The 20811-nt window shown below is 73.9% G+C and carries 14 protein-coding genes; 4 read left to right on the forward strand and 10 right to left on the reverse strand.

Going from position 1 to position 20811, the window contains the following annotated elements; genetic code table 11:
• The first annotated feature begins 33 nt into the window (after positions 1–33).
• The 3 genes from ACFYOH_RS11685 (at position 34) to ACFYOH_RS11695 (ending at position 4831) form a co-directional block, all read left to right on the forward strand.
• Positions 34–864, forward strand: coding sequence for a LuxR C-terminal-related transcriptional regulator (locus ACFYOH_RS11685; protein WP_388624054.1), 831 nt, complete (start codon positions 34–36; stop codon positions 862–864).
• 152 nt (positions 865–1016) lie between these two features.
• The gene (locus ACFYOH_RS11690) at positions 1017–3836 is read left to right on the forward strand and encodes an ATP-binding protein (protein ID WP_388624056.1); all 2820 of its coding nucleotides are present in this window, start codon (positions 1017–1019) and stop codon (positions 3834–3836) included.
• Between the two features lie 203 nt (positions 3837–4039).
• Positions 4040–4831, forward strand: coding sequence for a S1 family peptidase (locus ACFYOH_RS11695; protein WP_388624058.1), 792 nt, complete (start codon positions 4040–4042; stop codon positions 4829–4831).
• A gap of 443 nt (positions 4832–5274) precedes the next feature.
• Here the strand turns inward: ACFYOH_RS11695 and ACFYOH_RS11700 are convergent, their stop codons facing one another.
• From ACFYOH_RS11700 to ACFYOH_RS11725, 6 genes are all read right to left on the reverse strand, one after another.
• A complete protein-coding gene (locus tag ACFYOH_RS11700) occupies positions 5275–6576 on the reverse strand; it encodes an ABC transporter substrate-binding protein (RefSeq protein ID WP_388624061.1) in 1302 nt (433 codons plus the stop codon).
• Positions 6573–7664 (reverse strand): hypothetical protein, encoded by a 1092-nt coding sequence (locus ACFYOH_RS11705; protein ID WP_388624064.1) that lies wholly within the window; start codon positions 7662–7664, stop codon positions 6573–6575. Before ACFYOH_RS11705 ends, ACFYOH_RS11700 begins: the two co-directional genes overlap by 4 nt.
• Entirely contained in the window at positions 7661–9190 is a 1530-nt protein-coding gene (locus ACFYOH_RS11710; protein WP_388624066.1) for a VWA domain-containing protein, read from the reverse strand. The genes ACFYOH_RS11705 and ACFYOH_RS11710 overlap by 4 nt, the downstream gene beginning before the upstream one ends.
• A gap of 36 nt (positions 9191–9226) precedes the next feature.
• Positions 9227–11530, reverse strand: coding sequence for a tetratricopeptide repeat protein (locus ACFYOH_RS11715; protein ID WP_388624068.1), 2304 nt, complete (start codon positions 11528–11530; stop codon positions 9227–9229).
• A complete protein-coding gene (locus ACFYOH_RS11720; RefSeq protein ID WP_388624071.1) occupies positions 11527–13263 on the reverse strand; it encodes a trypsin-like peptidase domain-containing protein in 1737 nt (578 codons plus the stop codon). The genes ACFYOH_RS11715 and ACFYOH_RS11720 overlap by 4 nt, the downstream gene beginning before the upstream one ends.
• A gap of 163 nt (positions 13264–13426) precedes the next feature.
• Complete coding sequence (locus tag ACFYOH_RS11725) at positions 13427–14065, reverse strand: phosphoribosyltransferase (RefSeq protein WP_388624074.1); 639 nt, start codon at positions 14063–14065, stop codon at positions 13427–13429.
• 124 nt (positions 14066–14189) lie between these two features.
• Between ACFYOH_RS11725 and ACFYOH_RS11730 the strand changes: the two genes are divergently transcribed.
• Complete coding sequence (locus ACFYOH_RS11730) at positions 14190–14630, forward strand: SRPBCC family protein (RefSeq protein ID WP_388624076.1); 441 nt, start codon at positions 14190–14192, stop codon at positions 14628–14630.
• A gap of 194 nt (positions 14631–14824) precedes the next feature.
• On the opposite strand, the gene ACFYOH_RS11735 is transcribed toward ACFYOH_RS11730, so the two are convergent.
• The 4 genes from ACFYOH_RS11735 to ACFYOH_RS11750 form a co-directional block, all read right to left on the reverse strand.
• The gene (locus ACFYOH_RS11735; RefSeq protein WP_388624079.1) at positions 14825–15463 is read right to left on the reverse strand and encodes a LysE family translocator; all 639 of its coding nucleotides are present in this window, start codon (positions 15461–15463) and stop codon (positions 14825–14827) included.
• A gap of 89 nt (positions 15464–15552) precedes the next feature.
• The gene (locus tag ACFYOH_RS11740; RefSeq protein WP_388624081.1) at positions 15553–16704 is read right to left on the reverse strand and encodes an XdhC family protein; all 1152 of its coding nucleotides are present in this window, start codon (positions 16702–16704) and stop codon (positions 15553–15555) included.
• A 45-nt stretch (positions 16705–16749) separates the two neighbouring features.
• A complete protein-coding gene (locus ACFYOH_RS11745) occupies positions 16750–18216 on the reverse strand; it encodes an NCS2 family permease (protein WP_388624084.1) in 1467 nt (488 codons plus the stop codon).
• Positions 18217–18426: 210 nt separating this feature from the next.
• On the reverse strand, positions 18427–20811 hold the full coding sequence (locus ACFYOH_RS11750) for a xanthine dehydrogenase family protein molybdopterin-binding subunit (protein ID WP_388624085.1): 2385 nt from the start codon (positions 20809–20811) through the stop codon (positions 18427–18429).

Consider the following 20811-nt stretch of genomic DNA (forward strand, 5'->3'; position numbering starts at 1 on the left):
AACGGGGGTGTGGACGGCAGAAGGGGCGAACACGTGACGGCGGACGCGGCGGGAACGGTGGAGATCGGCGGCGCACTGGTCCGGCTGCGGCGTGCCACGGGGCTTCCCGTCGCCTTCGGCGGCCTGGTCGAGTCCGGCCGGCCGCAGATCCGGATCAGCGAGCTGAGCGGCACGACCACGGCCGCCCTGCGCTCGCTCGCGGTGACCTCCGGAAACGGACTCGGCGGCAAGGCGGTGGCGCTGGCCCGGCCGTGCGCGGTCACGGACTACTCCAGCTCCCGGCAGATCAGCCACGAGTACGACGTCCCGGTGGCCGCGGAGGGCATCCGCTCGGTCGTCGCGGTGCCGGTGGTGGTACGGCGCCGGGTGCGCGGCGTGCTCTACGGCGCGCTGCGCACGGCCCAGCCGCTGGGTGACCGCACGCTGGGCGCGGCCATGACCGTCGCCCGGGACGTGGAGCAGGCGCTGGTGGTGCGGGACGAGGCGCGCGGGCTGCTGGCGGCGGCCCGGCCGGAGCCCGCCGGGGGCGACCAGGGTGCCGCCTGGGAGCAGGTGCGCGAGGCGCATGCGGCGCTGCGGGCCCTGGCCCCCCGGATCACCGATCCGGAGCTGCGGGCCGAACTGCTGGCGGCCTGCGGAATGCTGACGGCGCCGGCACGGTCCGGCGGCGTGGCCCTGGCGCCACGCGAGCTGGACGTGCTGTCCTGGGTGGCGGCGGGGGCGACCAACGCGGCCGTGGCCGAACGGCTGGGACTGCGTGCGGAGACGGTGAAGGGCTATCTGCGCTCGGCGATGCGGAAGCTGGGCGCGCACACCCGGGGGGAGGCGGTGACCGCGGCCCGCAGGGCGGGGCTGCTGCCATGACGGCGGACCGTTGGGAAACCTGCCCATTCAAGCGGGTCAGTCTTGAATTTCGTTATGCTTGATCATTTGTTATTTCCCTCACCACGGTTTCCGTCCGAATTTCAGCGATCGTTGCCTAGAATTTGGCCAGGACACGACACACGAGGGGAGCGGTGACCGTGCGACGGGACTTCCAGGAGCCTGCCAGGTGCCGCCCCGACCTGGTCATCGGCCGCGAGGACCTGCTCGCCGGCGCCCGGGACCAACTCGCCTCGGGCGGCAGTGTGCTGCTCCACGGTCCCGCGGGAATAGGGAAATCCACCGTCCTGCGGGAGTTGGCCGAGGAATACGGCGCCACCGCCCGCACCGTCCTGCGCTGCTCCGCCACCGAGTCCGAATCCCATCTTCCCTTCCTGGCCCTCGCCGACCTGTTCGGCCTGGTCCTCGACGACGTCTCCCCCCGGCTGCCTGCCGCGCAGCGCACCGCCCTGGAGTCGGCGCTCACCGGCCGCGGCGAGTCCAGCCTCCAGCGCGACGGACTCGCCCTGCGCCTCGCGGTGCTCTCCGCGCTGCGCGCACTGGCCGCGCACGGCGGTGTCCTCGTCGTCGCCGACGACCTGCAGTGGCTGGACCCGGCCAGCGCCGAACTGCTCGGCTTCGCCGCCCGCCGGCTGGAGGGCACCCCGGTGCAGCTGCTGTGCGCGGTACGCACCGAGGGCCAGGAGAGCCAGGAGTACGACCGGCATCTGCGCGCCTGCCCGCCCGGCACCCTCGCGGTCCGGCTCGGACCGCTGTCCCGCGCCCAGGTCGCCCAGCTCCTCGACCACCGCGGCCACGGCGGCCTGCCCCGCTCCACCGTCCGCGAGATCCACCGCACCAGCGGCGGCAATCCGCTGTTCGCCCTGGAACTCGGCCGCGCCCTCGCCGACAGCCCCACCCCGCCCCGGCCGGGCGAACCGCTGCCGGTGCCGACCAGCCTGCGCGCCCTGGTGCTCAGCCGCCTGGACATGCTGTCGGTCGAGGCCCGCCGCACCCTGCTGGTGGCCAGCGCAGGCGCCCGCCCCACCCCGGCACTGCTGCACGCCGCCGGCCGGGAGAACGCCGAGGCCGAGTGCGCCCAGGCCGCCGAACTCGGGCTGCTGGCCACCGAGCCCGACGCCCCCGCCGTACGGTTCGCACACCCGCTGATATCGGCCGCGCTGTACGCGGAGGCGCCCGCGCACGAGCGGCGTGCCGCGCACGCGGCCCTGTCCACGGCCGCCTCCGACCCGATCGAACGGGCCCGGCACCTGGCCCTGGCCACCACCGGCACCGACCCGGACGTCGCCGCCCGGCTCGCCGAGGCCGCCGCCCTCGCCCGGGACCGCGGCGCCCCCTCGGTCGCCGCCCACCTAGGACTGCTCGCCGCCCGGCACACCCCCGCCGACGGGGCGCCCGGCCCGGAGGAGCGCCGGCTGCAGGCCGCCGAGGACGCGATCACCGCGGGCGAGATCGACCTGGCCCGGGACATCGCCCGTGAGGTGCTGTCGCGGGCGAGTGTGCCCGCCGAACGGGTGCGGGCCTGGATCATCGTCATCGACACCGCCGGTCACACCATGGCCGAGGTCGATGCCGTCTTCCCGCAGGCTCTCGCCGACGCCGGCGACGACCCCCGGCTGCTGGCCCTGGTGCACTATCAGCTGGCCTGGCGGGCGCTGATCGTGGAGGGTGACTTCACCGAGGCCCGCGAGGCCGCCGCGCACGCCGCCGAGCTGGCCGCGCGCGGCAAGGACCGGCGCACCGAACTGCTCTCCCTCGCCTTCCAGGCCCAGACCGAGACCCTGATGGGCCATCCGGAGGCGCCCCGGACCATCAAACGCGCCCTGAAGGAGCCTCAGGACCCCAGGGTGGCCTGGCACCACAACGGGGCGGGCAGCGCCCGGTTCCGCTGGCTGGTGATGAGCGACCAGCTGACGGAGGCCCGGGTGGCGGTCACCGCGCTGCTGCGGGAGGTGCGCCGGCGCGGCTCGGTGGAGAGCGAGGTGCACTTCCTGCGCGGCATCGCCGAGACCGAGCTGCGCGCCGGGCACTGCGGACGCGCCCTGGAGCTGGCCCGCGAGAGCCTGCGGCTGGCCCGGGACTCCGGGATCGGCGAGACCGCCTCGGCGATGCTCACCTCGCTCGCCGAGGCCTCCGGCGGCGACGTGGACCGGGCCCTCGCCCTCGCCCGGGAGGCGGTCGAGCACGCCGAGGAGGACGGCGACCAGATGTACCTCTCCCGGGCCCTGGGCGCGCTCGGGTACGCCCAGCTGGTGGCCGGGGACCCGGCGGGCACGGTCCGCTCGCTGCGCCGGGTGCGGACCCTGGAGCTGGGGCTCGGCATCACCGACCCGGCGCGCGGCCGCTGGCACGGCGATCTCGCCGAGGCGCTGGTCCGGATCGGTGAACCGGCCGAGGCGCAGGACGTCATCGACGTGAGCCGCGAGCACGCCCTGAGGCTCGGCCGGGAGAGCGTCCTCGCCGTCCTGGACCGCTCCGAGGCCCTGGTGCGGGCCGCCCGGGGCGAGCTGGAGGCGGCGATCGCCCAGCTGACGTCCGCTCAGGACCGGCTCGGCAAACTCGGCTACGGGCTGGAGGAGGCGCGCGCCGCGTTCGCCCTCGCCCGGCTGCGCGGCAGGGGCCCCGGCTCCGCGGCGTACGACGAGGCCACCCGGATGTTCCGCCGCTGCCGGGCACTGCCCTGGCTGCGCCAAGTGGACGAATCCCTCACCGCCCCCGAGCCGGAACCCGCGCGTCCCGTGCCGGGCGCCCTGGACGCGCTGGACGTGCTGGCCGCGATGGAGCGTCAGGTCGCCGCGCTGGTCATGGAGGGCGCCACCAACCGGGAGATCGCCGCCCGGCTGTTCATCAGCGTCAAGACGGTGGAGGCGACCCTGACCCGGGTCTACCGCAAGCTGGGGATCCGGTCGCGGGTGGATATCGTCCGATTGGCGGCGGCTCGCCGCGCGAAGTGAGAACGCGGCCGGTTAACTGAACCGGACCGAGGGTTTTCCCTCACCCAACCCCCTAGGGGGTTCCCTCATTGGGAGCCGAGGGTGCCGGGTCCTAGCGTAATGGGCGTGCCGCTCGCCCGGGCATACGGGGGTCGGTCCCGCGACCCCCGTGCAAACCCCACACCCGTGCGATCCCCCACCGGTGCAACCCACTCAGGAGACTCATGTTCGGGCCCAGACGCGCAAGACAGGCCGCCGCGACCCTGGTGGCCGGCGCCGCCGCCGCGGTGACCGCGCTGCTCGCCTCCCCCACGGCGAGCGCCGCACCCCAGCCCATCGTCGGCGGTACGACCACGTCGACGGCGGCGTACCCGTTCGTCATGCAGATCACCGACGCGTCCGGCGGCCTGTTCTGCGGCGGCACCCTGGTGTCCGCCACGAAGGTGGTGACGGCCGCGCACTGCATGGCCGGCCAGCCGGTGAGCAACGTCCGTGTGGTCGGCGGCCGGACCGAACTCAACGGCACCGACGGCACGGTCAGCAACGTCAGCAGGATCTGGGTCAACCCGGACTACACGGACGCCACCGGCGGCCACGACGTGGCCGTACTGACCCTGTCGACGGCGATGCCGTACCAACCGGTGTCGTACGTCTCCTCCTCCCAGACGGGCGTGTACGCGGCCGGCACCACGGCCCGGATCCTCGGCTGGGGGACCACCTCGGAGATCGGCGGCCCCTCCAACCAGCTGCGGACCGCGACCGTCCCGGTCGTGTCCGACTCCAGCTGCCGTTCCTCCTACGGTTCGGACTTCGTCCAGTCCGACATGGTGTGCGCCGGATACTCCTCCGGCGGCGTAGACACCTGCCAGGGCGACAGCGGCGGTCCCCTGCTCATCGGGGGCGTCCTGGCAGGGATCACTTCCTGGGGCGAGGGGTGCGCGGAGGCGGGTCACCCGGGTGTGTACACCCGGCTGACCGCCTTCTCGGACCTGGTGACCGCGCAGGTCAACTCGTGACCCGGAAGAAGGACACCTGAGCACCCCTCAGGTAGATGCCAGGGGGGCGCTGCGAGCCACCACGAGCGGCCCGCAGCGCCCCCCTCTCCACGTTCACCCCCGTGGAACGCGGGGGCTACTTGTCGGCCGTGAGCTTCCCGGCCGCGCCCCAGCTGTCCGCCGGGACCTCGTGGTGCCGGGCCGGCCGCTGGTCGCCCCGGAGCCCATGCCGCATCGCGCGGGCCCTGCTGGATGGTGACGATCGGCATGCCTGGACTCCCTCGGTACCAGCCCCGCCGGGCGCCAGCCCCCGAACGCCGTACCCGCCACGCCGACCCACAAGCCGGCCCTGGCTCAGCGCCGGGCGCCGCACCCACCCCACCGTGGGCCGGGCCGCGTACTCGCCGTCCCCGGCCGGCCCTCCGGGGGGGTCCGCACGGGAACCCGCGGTCTCTCCGGGTCGGTCATGGTGTGTGGTCGCAGACCGAGGGGAGCCAGGTCAGGCCCTGGGTGCGGGTGAGGGTGTCCAGGGAGGCCAGCAGGGTGTTCAGATGGCCGGGGTGGGCGAGGAACTCGATCGTGGCCTCCGCGAACGCGTCCCGTACCGAGGGCGGCATCGCGTCGGAGGCGTCGAAGCAGTGCACTGCCCGGCCGTCGAGGAGGATCGCGGCGAGGGAGCGGTGCCAGGCCGGGCCGGCGGCGGAGGGCGCCGGCTGCGCCCCGGGGCTGACCGAGAAACCGGATTCCCTGGCGTTCCAGGCACGTTGGGCGTCCGCCGAGGCGAGGTGCCGGATCAGCGTCTTGGCCTGCGGGGTGTCGTGCAGCAGGGCGACCAGGTCCCCGGAGACCTCCCAGGCGTCGCTCGCCCGCGCACCGGGGATCCGCCGGGCCGAGGGCTCGTAACGGCCGTCCACGCGTTTCCAGGAGTCCTCGTTGCGGATGAAGGACGCCTGGTGCTCCAGCGTGCAGCCGCGCGGGCTGGTGGTAACCGGTTTCGACGCGTCCTGGTACGGCGTCTTCAGCACGCGCCGGACCAGTTCGGGGTCCCCGCCGGCCCCCACCAGCCGCCCCCAGGTGGTCCAGGCCGACCGCACCTCCTTGGACGTCCAGGGCAGCTCGCCGCGCGCCCAGCGCTGATACGTGCCGGGGCCGTACTGCTGGAGCAGGATGTCCTCGACCCAGTCCGTGCCGGGCCAGCCGCTGGTCGCCCCGGAGCCCATGCCGACGCACCACTGGCCGGGCTTGCCCGCCGCCTCGGCGCGCTGCCGCTCGCTCGTGCTCGCCGGGTACCAGACGACGGACTTCAGGTCGGCCTTGAGCGGGAACCAGTAGACGTGCCCGTCCAGCGGCGTGGTCCAGGACGCGCCGAAGCCCGCCCGGGGCACGAGGTCGTCGAGGGGTTTCAGCTGTCCCCGCCCGGCGTAGTCGGCGAGTTCACCGGGACCGGTCAGCACCACCACGTCCGGTGGCGTCCCGGCCTCCACGTCGGCGCCGAGCACCTGGCTCTCGGCAGAGCTGCCCTGGTAGTCGACGTGGATGTGGTACTTGCGCTCGAAGGGTTCGATCACCGACTCCCGGAAGTTCCGCTCGTCGGTGCCGGTCCAGTTGGCGAGCAGTGTGACGGTCGGCTCCTGGCCGAGGGCGCGCACGGCGAACACGACGGCCGCCGCCAGCAGGACCAGACAGCTCGCCAGCACGGTCAGGGTGCGGATGCGGCGGGCACGGGAGGCGGTGGGCGTCGCGGCGCCGCCCTGCGGGGCGCTCACCGGGGCCTGAACCGGTAGTCGTCGATGTGCCGCCGCAGCCCCGTCTCGGCGAGGGCCATGAGCAGGATGCCTCCTATCAGGATCCACACCGCGGCCGAAGCCCGGAAACCGGTGTGCGCCAGGTACGACGCGGTGTGCCGCCCGGCGTCGGTGATGAGCCGCCCGGTCAGCGGGCGGTCGAGCAGCTTGCGGGTGTGCGCCATCCCCTGGTGCGTCCACACCGTGAACAGCAGCGTGGCGACGAGCCCGGCGGCCAGCAGGGCGCCGGCCGCGAGGAGGCCGCGGTTGTACCGGCGCCGGAAGCGCCGGCGCAGCAACAGCTGGGTCTCCAGCAGGGCCGCGCCGAGGGAGAGGGCCAGCAGCAGGGTCGTACCCCAGCCGAGCCACAGCAGCGGGCCGAACGAGGTCTGCCGGTGCACCGCAGCGCGCTGCTGCCGTTGCAGAGCCGTCAGCCGGGCCTGGATCCCGGAGCCCTTGTCGGTCAGGATGCTGGTGGCGTAGCTGAGGTAGGCCTCGCGCAACACGTTGTCGTCGGGCTGGAGTTGGGCCTGCTGGACCTTGACGGCGTACACCGTGATCAGTCCGGCGACCGTCTGCAGGGCCTGTCGGCCCGCCGGCCCCCCGACGTCGTCTGCGGCGGCGGCCGCGAGGCTCTGCGCGGCGACCGAGATCTGCTTCTGGAAGTCGCTGGTCGGTGCCGCCGCGCCGGCGTCCTGCTGGGCCTGGCCGAGCGCGTACAGCGCGGTGTCGATGGACAGCACGGCCGGAGCGCTGGAGGTGCGCAGCGGGTTCGCGTCACCGTGCACGCCCTCGTAGGACAGGAACAGCGACAGCGTCAGCAGCGCGGACAGGGCCAGCAGCAGGCGGTGGCGTACGGCGAGATCGTGGGCGGTCGTACTGCCGCCGCCCGCCGGACGCCGAGCGGGAGGGAGCAGCCGGTGGCGGAGTCGGGCCGGTCTTCCGGCGGGGGCGCGTCGGTCGGCCGGAGCGCGTCGGCCGTCCGGGGTGGCAAGGGACGTACCGGCGGGCAGGCCGGCGTCGTGACCCGGTTCGCCGCCGGAAGGCGTCGCGCCCCTGCCGGGGGTCATGAGGTCGGCTCCCTCAGCCGGCGGCCGCAGTCGCCCCCGCAGTAGACGGAGTCGGCGGGGCCGAGCCACCTGCAGTGCGGGCACTCGACCAGGGCGTCGGCGTCCGGGGGCGTGGCGGTGCCGGGTGGGGGCGTGGCCGGCGGGCCGGGGCTGGGGGGCTGCGGCGGGGTCGTCAGGGCGCTGGAGAGGATCAGGTGCTGCCAGTCGACGTCCTTCAGGCCGGCCCGGACCCGGCCGGTGCCCGGTTCCTCCATCCGCCGCAGTGCGCCGAGGAACTGGGCGTCGCCCAGCTCACCGGCGAGGGCCAGGGCGCGCGCCAGATGCCGGTCCGCCTCGGTCCGGCCGCCGGCGCCGCGCAGCCAGGCCCGGTAGGCGCCCGCGACGGCGGCGCTCGCCTGCTGGTACAGCTCGTGCCGGCGGACTCCGGGATGCTGCCGGGAGGCGTCGAGCGGGTTGTCGGTCCAGCGGACCAGGACGGGCCGCGGCGCGGGCAGCCGTACCGGGCGCCCGAAGTGCGGTACGGCAACCTCCACAGCGGCGAGCTGAAGGTCCTCGCCGGTCTCGCGGCCGGCCGGGTCGGCGGTCAGGACGACCTGGTAGTGCCGTGTCTCGTCGCCCCAGGCGCGGGTGACGTACTCGGCGCCGCGGCCGCCGGAGCCGGCCGGGACGGCGGCCAGTTCCTGCTCGCCGGGCACCACCTGCTTGACCCGGCGGATCACCGTGCCGGGGGTGGGGGTGATCCTGATGCGCAGCTCGGGGATCGCGGTGCCGAGCAGTCCGGTCACCAGCTCCTCGTAGGCGGCGGGAAGTTCGGATTCCTCGCGGACCGCTCCGGCGCGGCCGTGCAGCCGCCGGGCGATGCGCAGCAGCAGCTCGGCGTCCCAGTCGTCGCCGATGCCCCAGGCGTCACAGACGAACCGGCCCTCGCAGGCGTCCAGGGCGGTGTCCAGCGACATCGCGGCCCGGTGGTCGTGCTCGTTGCGCCCGTCGGTGAGGAGCAGGACGTGCTTGACGGGGGCGGGCTGCTCCTTCAGCAGCCGCCGGGCGAGGTCGAGCCAGGTGCCGAGGGCGGTGCCGCCGTCCGCGTCCAGGATCCGTACGGCCCGCTCGGCGGCCTCCCGTTCGGCGGGTCCGGCGACGGCCATCGGGGCGCGGCCGGGGCCGGGATGGACCACGGTGGCGTCGAACCGCCCGGAGAGCACGGCGAATGCGGTGCCGTCGGGCAGCAGCCGGACCGCCGCGGCGGTGGCGTCCTTCGCCGCGTGCAGTTTGGCGGCGGGGTGGAGCATGGAGCGGGACGTGTCGACGATCAGCACCTCGGCGAGCGCGGGGCCCGCCCCGTGCGCGGGGGCGGGGCCGGATCCCGGGCCGCCGGGGCCGCCGTGGCTGCGGACACCGATCTCCAGGATGGCGTGCATCTCGCGGTCGGCGGACTGGCCGGGCGCGGGCGCGGCAGGCAGTTCCTTCTGCTGACCGACCGCGAGTGTCACCTCGATCTCCTCGGCGATCTCCCCTGCCTCGGTCATCGTGTGTCCCCCAGGTGCTCACGGGCGTGCTCGGTGTCAGAAGGTGGTGACCGGCCGGACCGCGTGGGCCAGGTCGAGCAGCCGGCCGTGCTCGTCGGCGGTGCGGGCCTGCGCGGCCAGCAGGCGGAAGGAGTGCTCCAGCAGGCGGCGCAGGCCGTCCTCGTCGCCGGGTCCGAGGAGGTCGCCGGTGGGGAACTCCGGCCCCCAGCCCTGTTCCGGCCGGCAGCGCAGGGCGTTCTCGCGGACCTCGGCGACCAGCCGGGCCCGGGACTCGCCGTCGGCGGCGCCGCCGTCCAGGCGCAGTCCGGGCAGCCGCCGGGCGGCGTCGCGCAGGTCGGCCGGTGTGGGCGGGCCGCCGCGCAGGATGCCGGCGCGGACGCGGACGGCCGCGATCCGGGCTGCGTCGTGGTGCCGGGAGGTGGCGGGCACGTCGTCGAGGACGCGGACGGCGGCGTCCCGGTCACCGCCGGCCAGATGGCCGCGGGCCAGCCCGAAGGCGGCGGCGGTGTGCGCGAAGTCCCGTTTCCAGACGGCCTCGTAGAACCGCATGGCCCGCTGGACGCGCTGCGGTCCTGCGGCCCCGGCCTCGTGTTCCGCGCAGTAGGCGAGGGCGAGCTTGGGCACGTACTCGCCGGGCAGGGCCCGGTAGACGGCGTCGAAGCGGCTGCCGGCCCGGCGCACCTCCCCTCTGCTGAGGTGGAGGACGCCGCGGTGCCAGGCGATGCGCCAGTCGTGTGCTGCGGCGTGTTCGCCGAGCTGGGTCTCGGCCTCGGCGAGCCAGCTCTCGGCCTGGTCCCGCTCGCCTCGTCTGAGATAGGCGCGGCACAGCCACAGCGCGGTCTCCGGGGTGCCGAGGCGGGACTCGCGGGGCCACTGCCGGGCGACCCGGTCGGGGGCGTCGGGCGGGAAGGTGTCCAGCAGCAGGGCGGCGCCGTCGTCGGGGTCGGGGACCGGCTCCGGCAGGGCGCCGGCGACCTCGGCGGCGGAGGGCGGGGAGACGTCGAGGCCGGGCGGCTGCCCGCCGGGGTGGGCGGGGAAGTGGTCCAGGGCCGGGATCGCGCCGAGTCCGGCGTCGAGGCTGGCGCCGGTGGCGCGGAACCGGGTGGAGCTCTCCGGCAACTGCTCGCCGAACTGGAGGGAGCGGAACTCCCGGAGGACTTCCCAGAGTTGCCGGGACATCTCGGCTGCCGAGCGGAACCTGGCTCCCGGCTCCGGGTGGGTGGCGCGGTCGATCAGCCGGCGGAAGGAGTCCGGGGCCAGGCCGCGGGCCGGTTCGGTGCCGTGACAGAGCGCCTGGAGGGTCATGCCGACGGTGTAGAGATCGCTGTCGACGTGCCAGCCGCGCCGGCCGATCTCCTCCTGGGGCGGGGCGAACGGGGCCGTGCAGACGTAGGCGGAGGTGCGGTCGCCGATCGCGCGGACCGCGCCGAGGTCGATGACCTTGATCGCCCGGCCGAAGTGGATGACGTTGGCGGGCTTCATGTCGCAGTAGAGCAGCCCGCGTTCGTGCATGTACTGGAGGGCGCCGAGGATCTTGCAGCCGTAGGTGAGGACGTGGTCCAGGCGGGGACGGCCGTGGAAGATCCGTTCGACGTCGTCGGCGGCGAACAACTGCTGCAGGGAACGGCCGCCGATGTAGTCCATGACCAGGTATCCGGTGGGTGGACGGCCCGGGACGTGGTGGTCGGCGTAGGTGATGAGCCGGACGATGTCGGGGTGGTGCAGGTCGGTCAGCGAGCGGCGCTCCTCGACGGCGGTGCGGCGGGCGAGCGCGTCGTGGGCGTCGATCTGGCCCTTGAGGACGACACGGTGGCCGTCGGCGCGGGTGTCCTCCGCGAGATGGATCCAGCCGAGCCCGCCGCCGCCGAGGCAGCCGAGGACGCGGTAGTGGTCGTCGACCAGGTCACCCTCGCCCAGCTGGGGCAGCAGGGAGTAGGGCGTGCCGCAGCGGGGGCAGTGGCCGGTGGCGGGGGCGGGCCGGCCGCCGTAGCCGACGCCGATGGTCATGGTGCAGCCGTTCGCACCGCAGCGGCGGCCGCCGGTGGGCGGGCGGGGGTCGGTCACGAGCACGTCGTCGGGCGCGGGCACCTCGGGCAGTACGACCAGTCCGTGCTGGTCGAGGTCCCCGACCCCGGCGACGGCGTGCACGGCCGGCGGGCCGGGGCTCTCCTCGGCCGGGGTGCCCGGGGGCGGGGTCCGCGGTTCGGTGCGCGCTCCGGCCGGTGCCGGTGGCTCCGGGTGTGTCGCGGGGTTCGGTTCGGCGTGGCGGCGGCCGCAGGTGTCGCAGTAGCCGGTGCCCATGATGTGGCCCGAGCAGCCGGGCCGGAGGCACGAGGTCACGGTGCGCTCTCCTTCCGGGGTGCGCCGGGGGCGGCGGGCCGCGGCGGCGTGGCCGGGGCGGGCGGAGCGGAGGCCGAGCAGAAACCGACGAAGCGCTCGACGGCGGTCTCGGCCCGCTCGATGTCGCAGGGGGTGTGCCGCAGCAGGGACAGGGCGTGCTCGTAGAGCCGGTAGGCCTCCATGACCCGGTCGCCGTGCGCGGCGGCCCGTCTGCGGCACAGCGGCCACTCGGCGCTGACCCGGCCGAGGAGTTCCTCGCGGCGGCGCAGCCGGGCGTCGAGGACGCCGATGGCCTGTTCCAGGCGCTGTCTGCGGCGGTCGGCGGCGGCCTCGAAGGTGAACAGCAGGTCGGCGCGGCCGGGTTCGCGCTCCCGCTCGGGGGTGTGGGCGACCCAGGCGCGCAGCATCCGGGTCCGCCGTACTCCGGCCTCGGCCTGCTCCACCAGCTGCCGGGTGCCGGGGCCGGGCAGCACCCGGTCCCGGAGCCGGTCCAGGCCCGGCCCCAACTCGTCCACGATCCGGTCGAGTTCGCCGTGCAGTCGGCTCCAGCGGTCGCGCAGCGGGCGGTGCACGAGGGACTCGGCGGCCTGCTCCGCGCGCTCGCCCCGGCGGCGGAAGACCAGCAACAGCCGGGCCCCCTGCCGGGCGAGCCGGTCCAGCAGGCCGAGCAGGGCGTCGGGTTCGGCGGCCTGGTCGACGCCGACCAGGACGGCGGCGAGCGGGACGCGCAGGGCGCCGAACCGTTCGGGCCGGATGTCGTCGCGGATGCCCAGCCGGGCGGCGATGCGCTCCATGACCTGACCAGCCGTCAGCCCCTTGACCTCCAGGGCGAGATCGTGCGCGCCGGCCGGGGGCACGGTCTCGGGCGGGTCATGGCTGAAGCCGCTGGTGTTGCGGTCGGTGCGCAGCTCCCGGTCGGCGAGGGTGACGGCCCGGTTCAGGGTCCAGGCGCGGTCGCCGCGGGCGGGGGCGACGGTGACGAGGACCGGCCAGCCCTCGCCGCGGAACCAGGAGGCGAGCTCGGTGGCGAACGGCACGTCCAGCGCGCCGGCCGCCTCCGCGGCTCCGGTGCGCAGTCGGGGGTCGACCGCCTCGGCGCCGTCGGTCCAGGCGGCGACCTGCGGCAGATGCCGGAGGATGGTCTCGGTGGGACTCATATAGCTGAAGGCCCACCCCGGCCCCTCGTCCACGCTGAGGACGATCCCGATGACCTGGTCAGTGGCATGGTCGACCACTCCGCCGCCGCTGAAGCCGGGTGCGGCCAGCTCGCCCGGGGCCAGCGGGCGCAGCTGCACCTGGCTGTCCCGGCCGCGGGCGGCGACCAGGGTGGCGCCGTGCCAGCGGCCGCCGTCGTCACCGGCCGGGAAGCCGTACATGCTCACCGGTCCGTGCGGTGAGGCGAGCCGGTAGAGCCGGGTGGTGTGCGCCGCCGGCAGTGGTGCGGCCAGCCGCAGCAGGGCGAGATCACCGCTGCGGTCACCGAAGGCGTCCTCCTGCTCCGGCACGTACTCGTCCTCGCGGACCGTGGCGGGTACGGCGCCCAGGCCGGGTACGCCGATCAGGCGGACGGTGTAGTGGCGGCCGGGCCCGGCGACATGCCCCGCGGTGAGCACCCGGTCCGGGGCGAGCAGCACCCCGGCACCGAGGACCTGCCCGTCCGGCGCCTCGATGCGCGCGATCCAGGACGGCGTCCGTAACCGCGACTTGACGGCTCGCTCCCCCGTGCGCGTCATGGCCCCGAGGTTACTCCGAGTACCGGCCCGGTACTACTGGTGTGCACGGGAGTGTTACGGAGGGGCGGTGAACGAGCGCCCCGAAGGGGCGCGGGGCACTGCGCGAGAAACCACACCGAACCCCCCACCCGGCAACGGCGGAACACTCCGACGGCGCCCCCCGTCACCGCCCCAGTGCGGCCAGCACCTCCGTGTCCGTCAACTGCTCGAAGTCCTCGTACCACTGCCCCACCGCGGTGAACCCGGCCGGCCGGTGCGGGCACACGATCGTGTCGGCCTCGGCGGCGAGTTGGTCCACGGAGTCCGGCGCGCCGACGGGCACGGCCAGCACCAGGTGCGCGGGCCCGCGCCGCCGTAGGTGCCGCAGGGCCGCGCGGGCCGTGGCGCCGGTGGCCAGGCCGTCGTCGACGACGATCACCGTGCGCCCGGCAGGGTCCGGCGCCGGACGGTCGCCGCGGTACCGCTGCTCGCGGCGACGCAGTTCCCGCCGCTCTCGTTCCACCACCGGGGCCATGGACTGCTCGGTCAGGCCGAGCCGGTCCAGGGTGCCGGCGTTGAAGAGGGGCGGGTCGTCCCCGACGAGCGCGCCGACGGCGAACTCCTGGTGGTGGGGGGCGCCGATCTTGCGCACGATGAGCACATCGAGCTGGGCGCCCAGGGCGCGGGCGACGGGCTCGGCGACGGCGATGCCGCCGCGCGGCAGGGCGAGGACGAGCGGATCGACGAGGGCGCCCTGTTCACGCAGGTCGCTCAGCAGTCCGGCGAGTTCCCGTCCGGCTTCGGCACGGTCCCGGAAGCGCATGGTCGTCCTCCTCCGCGGTGCCTCTCCTTCCATGGTGCTCCCGGTCGGGCGTCGTGGAGATATTCGAACCTGCGCTCTATATACGCGGAAAGTAGCAGGGCCCTTCATTGCCTACGATCGTGCCGTGCCCACCTTCTCCTTCGAACGTACGGCCCCGCTCGCCCTGGACGAGGCCTGGCGCCGGCTCACGCAGTGGCCCCGCCACGCCGACGTGGTCCCGCTCACCCGGATCACGCTGCTCACGCCCCCGCCGACCCGTGTGGGCACGCGTTTCGTGGCCCGGTCGGGCATCGGCCCGCTCGCCTTCGACGACCTGATGGAGGTCACCCTCTGGTGCCCCCCGGCCGACGGCGAAGCCGGGCTGTGCCGCCTGGAGAAGCGCGGCCGGGTGATCCTCGGCTGGGCGGAGATCGAGGTGCGGCCGGGGCCGGGCGGCCGTAGCCGGGTCGTGTGGCGCGAGGAGGTGCGCCTGCGCTTCCTGCCCTCGGCCTTGGACGGCCTGGTGGAGCGCACGGCCCGTACGTTGTTCGGGCGGGCCGTGAACCGGCTGCTGCGGCGGGAGTGAGCGCCCGGGGGCGAGGAGCGGCGCAACCCCTCGGCCTTGGACGGCCTGGTGGAGCGCACGGCCCGTACGGTGTTCGGGCGGGCCGTGAACCGGCTGCTGCGGCGGGAGTGAGCGCCCGGGGGCGAGGAGCGGCGCAACCGGCCACGACGGTGCCGCGGACGCCGGACGGCCCCGCACGGCACCCCGGGGAGCGCTCAGTCCTTGCGCCCCGTCACCGCCACCGTCACCCCGAGCCCGACCATGGTCAGCCCGCCGATCCCGCCGACGGCGGCGAGCCGCCGGGGCGAACGGGCGAACCAGTCGCGGGCAGCGGAGGCCACCAGTCCCCACAGGCTGTCGGAGGCCACCGCGATGGCGTTGAAGACCAGGCCGAGAATCAGCATCTGCACCGGCACATGGCCCTGCTCGCGGTCCACGAACTGAGGCAGCACGGCGGCGAAGAACACCGCCGTCTTGGGGTTGGCCACGCCGACCGCGAACCCCTCCCAGAGGGTGCGCAGGTTGCCGTGGGCCGGTCCGGACTCCGTGAACGCGGCCCGCAGGGAGCCCCGCTGCCACCATGCCTTGATCCCGAGGTGCACGAGGTAGGCGGCGCCGGCGAGCTTCAGGGCGGTGAAGACGAGCACCGAGCGCTCCACGATCGAGCCGATGCCGAGCGCCACGGCCGCCACGAGCACGTACGCCCCCAGGGTGTTGCCGAGGACCGTGGTCAGCGCGGCGCGCCGCCCGTGCGCCAGCGCCCGCCCGACGACGAAGAGCACGCTCGGGCCGGGGATCACGATCAGCAGGAAGGACAGGGCGGCGAACGCAGCCAGCCGGTCGGTGGACGCCATGCCCTCATGCAATACGGCGGCCGCGGCGCCCGGAAACCGTTTTCCCGGCGCGGTCTCCCCGGGCGGCATGGAGGACGGCCGAAGCGACCTCAGGCCACCGAGCCGATGCGGCCGACAGGTGCCGGGTTCGTGTCATGGTGGATCGGCGTGTGCGCACCGGTCAGCGACACGCCCGAGCCGCCCCGCCGGCCGGCGACGATCTCCGCGCCGATGGACAGGGCCGTCTCCTCCGGCGTACGGGCGCCGAGGTCGAGGCCGATCGGCGAGCGCAGCCGGGCCAGTTCCAGCTCGGTCACGCCGACCTCGCGCAGCCGCTCGTTGCGGTCGAGGTGGGTGCGGCGGGAGCCCATCGCGCCGACGTAGGCGACCGGCAGCCGCAGGGCCAGCTTGAGCAGCGGCACGTCGAACTTGGCGTCGTGGGTGAGGACGCAGAGGACCGTACGGCCGTCGGTCTCGGTGCGCTCCAGGTACTTGTGGGGCCACTCGACCACGATCTCGTCCGCCTCCGGGAAGCGGGCCTTCGTGGCGAACACCGGGCGGGCGTCGCACACCGTGACGCGGTAGCCGAGGAACTTGCCGACGCGGACCAGTGCGGAGGCGAAGTCGATCGCGCCGAAGACGATCAGGCGGGGGGCGGGGACGGAGGACTCGACCAGTACGGTCAGCGGGGCGCCGCAGCGCGAGCCCTGTTCGCCGATCTCCAGGGTGCCGGTGCGGCCCGCGTCCAGGAAGGCGCCGGCCTCGGCGGCGACCGTGCGGTCCAGTTCGGGATGGGCGCCGAAACCGCCGTCGTAGGGGCCGTCGGGGCGGACGAGGAGGGCCCGGCCCCGCAGCTTTGCCGGTCCCTCCACGATCCGCGCGACCGCCGCCGCCTCCCCGCGGGCGGCGGCGGCCAGCGCGGCGGCGAGCACCGGCCGGGCGGGACCGTCCGCCCGGACCGGCGTGACGAGGATGTCGATGACGCCGCCACAGGTCAGGCCGACGGCGAAGGCGTCCTCGTCGCTGTAGCCGAAGCGTTCGAGCACGGTCTCGCCGTCCTCCAGCGCCTGTCGGCACAGCTCGTACACGGCGCCCTCCACGCACCCGCCGGAGACCGAGCCGATGGCCGTGCCCGCGGCGTCCACCGCGAGGGCGGCGCCGGGCTGGCGCGGGGCGCTGCCGCCGACGGCCACCACGGTGGCGACGGCGAAGTCACGGCCCTGCTCGACCCACCGGTTCAGCTCTTCGGCGATGTCCAGCATCTGTCGGTCTCCTAACGGGATTGCGTGGAAGGGACGTTCAACCGGCTAGTGCACGCCCAGCAGGGATCGGAGCGGATGCAGGGAGAAGTAGACGAGGAAGAGCACCGTCAGACCCCACATGAAGGGACCGATCTCCCGCCACTTGCCCTGGGCGAGCCTGATGACCACGTAGGAGATCACACCGGCGGCGACACCGGGGGTGATCGAGTACGTGAACGGCATGATCACGACGGTGAGGAAGACCGGGATCGCGACGGAGCGGTCGCCCCAGTCCACGTGCCGGGCGTTCATCATCATCATCGCGCCGATGGTGACGAGGGCGGCCGAGGCCACCTCGCGCGGCACGATCGCCGTGATCGGTGTGAAGAAGAGGCAGAGGGCGAAGAACCCACCGGTGACGACCGAGGCCAGTCCGGTGCGGGCGCCCTCGCCGACGCCGGTCGCGGACTCGATGAACACGGTCTGGCCGGAGCCGCCCACCACGCCGCCCATGGCGCCGCCGGCACCGTCGATGAACAGCGCCTTGGACAGGCCCGGCATCCGCCCCTGGGCGTCGGCGAGTCCGGCCTCGGTACCGATGCCGATGATGGTGGCCATCGCGTCGAAGAAGCCGGCGAGCACCAGCGTGAAGACGATGAAGGTCACCGTCATGTAGCCGACGTCGCCCAGGCCGCTGAAGGACACCTTGCCGATGAGCGAGAAGTCCGGCATCGACACGGCGCTGCCGTGCAGCGCGGGGCCCTCGCCGTTGGCCCAGCCCTTGTCGCCGACGAGGCCGGCCGCGTTGACGACCACCGCGAGCACGGTGCCGGTGACGATGCCGATGAGGATGGCGCCCGGGATGTTCCGGGACTGCAGCGCGAAGATCAGCAGGAGCGTGACCGCGAAGAGCAGGACGGGCCAGCCGGAGAGTTCGCCCGCGTCGCCGAGGGTGACCGGGGTCGCCGTACCGGCGTGCACGAAGCCGGCCTTGACCAGGCCGATGAACGCGATGAACAGGCCGATGCCGATGGTGATGCCGTGCTTGAGCGGGAGCGGGATTGCGTTCATGATCATCTCGCGGAGTCCCGTGACCACCAACAGCATGATCACGGCGCCGTACGCGACACACATGCCCAGCCCCTGACCCCATGTCAGGGTCTTGGTCCCCAGGACCAGTCCGGCCAGCACTCCGGAGACGGAGAGTCCGGCGGCCATGGCGAGCGGCACCTTGCCGATCCAGCCCATCAGGAGAGTGGTGCCCGCCGCGCCGAGCGCGGTGGCCGTGATGAGGGCCTTCTGGGCCAAGGAGTCGCCCGACTTGTCCGCGCCGCTGAGGATCACGGGGTTGAGGAGAAGGATGTACGCCATCGCCATGAAGGTGGTGACGCCACCGCGGACCTCGGTCGCGACGGTGGATCCTCTTTCGGATATGTGGAAGTACCGGTCGAGCCACGACCTGCCGGCCGGCGGGCGCGAACCCGCGCCCGCGTCTTCGGCGGTGGTCGTGGGCTCCACTGACTGCTGGGTCATGGTGCCATCTCCCAAGGTTCACAGGGGCACCCGTGCAACCGCCTTGACGGTCACGGGATTTGGGGAATGGACGACCCGGGGGACGGCCCGAGACGAACGAATTTCCTGGTACTTCAAGGACCGCGAGCGGTGCGGAACTCAAAGGGGTTCCTCCGGGCGGCGCGGCGGAGTGTGTGACGTTCCCTGCGCCGCCCGGAGAGCTGTGGGGTGCTACGCGGTTCCCGTGAGGTGCTCGGGCCGCACCGGCGTGCGGTTGAGCTCCAGCCCGGTCGCGTTCCGGATCGCCGCGAGGACGGCCGGGGTGGACGACAGGGTCGGGGCCTCGCCGATGCCGCGCAGCCCGTAGGGGGCGTGCTCGTCGGCGAGTTCGAGCACGTCGACCGGGATGGTCGGCGTGTCGAGGATCGTGGGGATCAGATAGTCCGTGAAGGAGGGGTTCCGGACCTTCGCGGTCTTCGGGTCGACGATGATCTCCTCCATCACCGCCACGCCCAGGCCCTGGGTCGTACCCCCCTGGATCTGGCCGATGACGGAGAGCGGGTTGAGCGCCTTGCCGACGTCCTGGGCGCAGGCCAGCTCGATGACCTTGACCAGGCCGAGCTCGGTGTCGACCTCGACGACCGCGCGGTGCGCGGCGAAGGAGTACTGGACGTGGCCGTTGCCCTGGCCGGTGCGCAGGTCGAAGGCCTCGGTCGGCCGGTGCCGCCACTCCTCCTCGACCTCGACGACCTCGTCCTCCAGCACGTCGACCAGGTCGCCGAGGATCTCGCCGCCGTCGGTGACGACCTTGCCGCCCTCCAGCAGGAGTTCGGCGGTGGCCCAGGCCGGGTGGTAGGTGCCGAACTTGCGCCGGCCGATCTCCAGGACCTTCTCGCGGACCAGCTCGCAGGCGTTCTTCACGGCGCCGCCGGTGACGTACGTCTGCCGGGAGGCCGAGGTCGAACCCGCCGAGCCCACCTGGGTGTCGGCCGGGTGGATGGTCACCTGGGTGACGCCGAGCTCGGTGCGGGCGATCTGCGCGTGGACGGTGACACCGCCCTGGCCGACCTCCGCCATCGCGGTGTGCACGGTGGCGACGGGCTCGCCGCCCACGACCTCCATGCGCACCTTGGCCGTGGAGTAGTCGTCGAAGCCCTCGGAGAAGCCGACGTTCTTGATACCGACCGCGTAACCGATCCCGCGTACGACGCCCTCGCCGTGCGTGGTGTTGGACAGACCGCCGGGCAGCTGCCGAACGTCGGCGCCCTCGCTGGACTCCCACTGACGCTCGGGCGGCAGCGGCATCGCCTTGACGCGGCGCAGCAGTTCGGCGACCGGGGCGGGCGAGTCGACGGGCTGGCCCGTCGGCATGATGGTGCCCTGCTCCATCGCGTTGAGCTGCCGGAACTCCACCGGGTCCATGCCCAGCTCCTTGGCCAGCTTGTCCATCTGCGCCTCGTAGGCGAAACACGCCTGGACCGCGCCGAAGCCGCGCATGGCGCCGCAGGGCGGGTTGTTGGTGTAGAGGGCGATGGCCTCGATGTCGACGTCGTCCACCACGTACGGGCCCACCGACAGGGACGAGGCGTTGCCGACGACCGCCGGGGAGGCGGAGGCGTAGGCGCCGCCGTCCAGGACGATCCGGCACTTGAGGTGGGTCAGCTTGCCGTCGCGCGTGGCCCCGTGCTCGTAGTACAGCTTGGCCGGGTGGCGGTGGACGTGCCCGAAGAAGGACTCGAAGCGGTTGTAGACGATCTTGACGGGCTTGCCGGTGCGCAGCGCGAGCAGGCACGCATGGATCTGCATCGACAGGTCCTCGCGGCCGCCGAACGCGCCGCCGACACCGGCCAGCGTCATGCGCACCTTGTCCTCGGGCAGACCGAGGACGGGCGCGATCTGGCGCAGGTCGGAGTGCAGCCACTGGGTGGCGATGTAGAGGTGGACGCCGCCGTCCTCCTCGGGCACGGCGAGCCCGGACTCGGGGCCGAGGAAGGCCTGGTCCTGCATGCCGAAGGTGTACTCGCCCTTGACGATCACGTCGGCCCGCTTGGCTGCCTCGTCCGCGTTGCCGCGGACGATCGGCTGGCGGTGCACGATGTTCGGGTGCGGGACGTGCCCGAAGTGGTGGTCGTCGCGGTTCTCGTGGACGAGGATCGCGTCCGGGGCCAGCGCCGACTTCTCGTCGGTGATGACCGGGAGTTCGCGGTACTCGACCTTGATCTTGGCGGCGGCGCGGCGGGCCGTCTCCGGGTGGTCGGCCGCGACGAGGGCGACCGGCTCGCCGTGGTGGCGTACCTTGCCGTGGGCGAGGACCGGGGTGTCCTGGATCTCCAGGCCGTAGTTCTTCACCTCGGTGGGCAGGTCGTCGTACGTCAGGACGGCGTAGACGCCCGGGGTCTTCAGCGCCTCGCCGGTGTCGATCGAGACGATCTCGGCGTGCGCGACGGTGGAGCGCAGGATCTGGCCCCACAGCATGTCCTCGTGCCACATGTCGGACGAGTACGCGAACTCGCCGGTGACCTTGAGGGTGCCGTCCGGGCGGAGCGTGGACTCGCCGATGCCGCCCTTGGTCTGGGAGCCCTGCGTGATCTTCGTAGGAGCGCCGTTGGCCGGCAT

It is taken from the genome of Streptomyces sp. NPDC007856, from assembly GCF_042868225.1.
Taxonomy (GTDB): domain Bacteria; phylum Actinomycetota; class Actinomycetes; order Streptomycetales; family Streptomycetaceae; genus Streptomyces.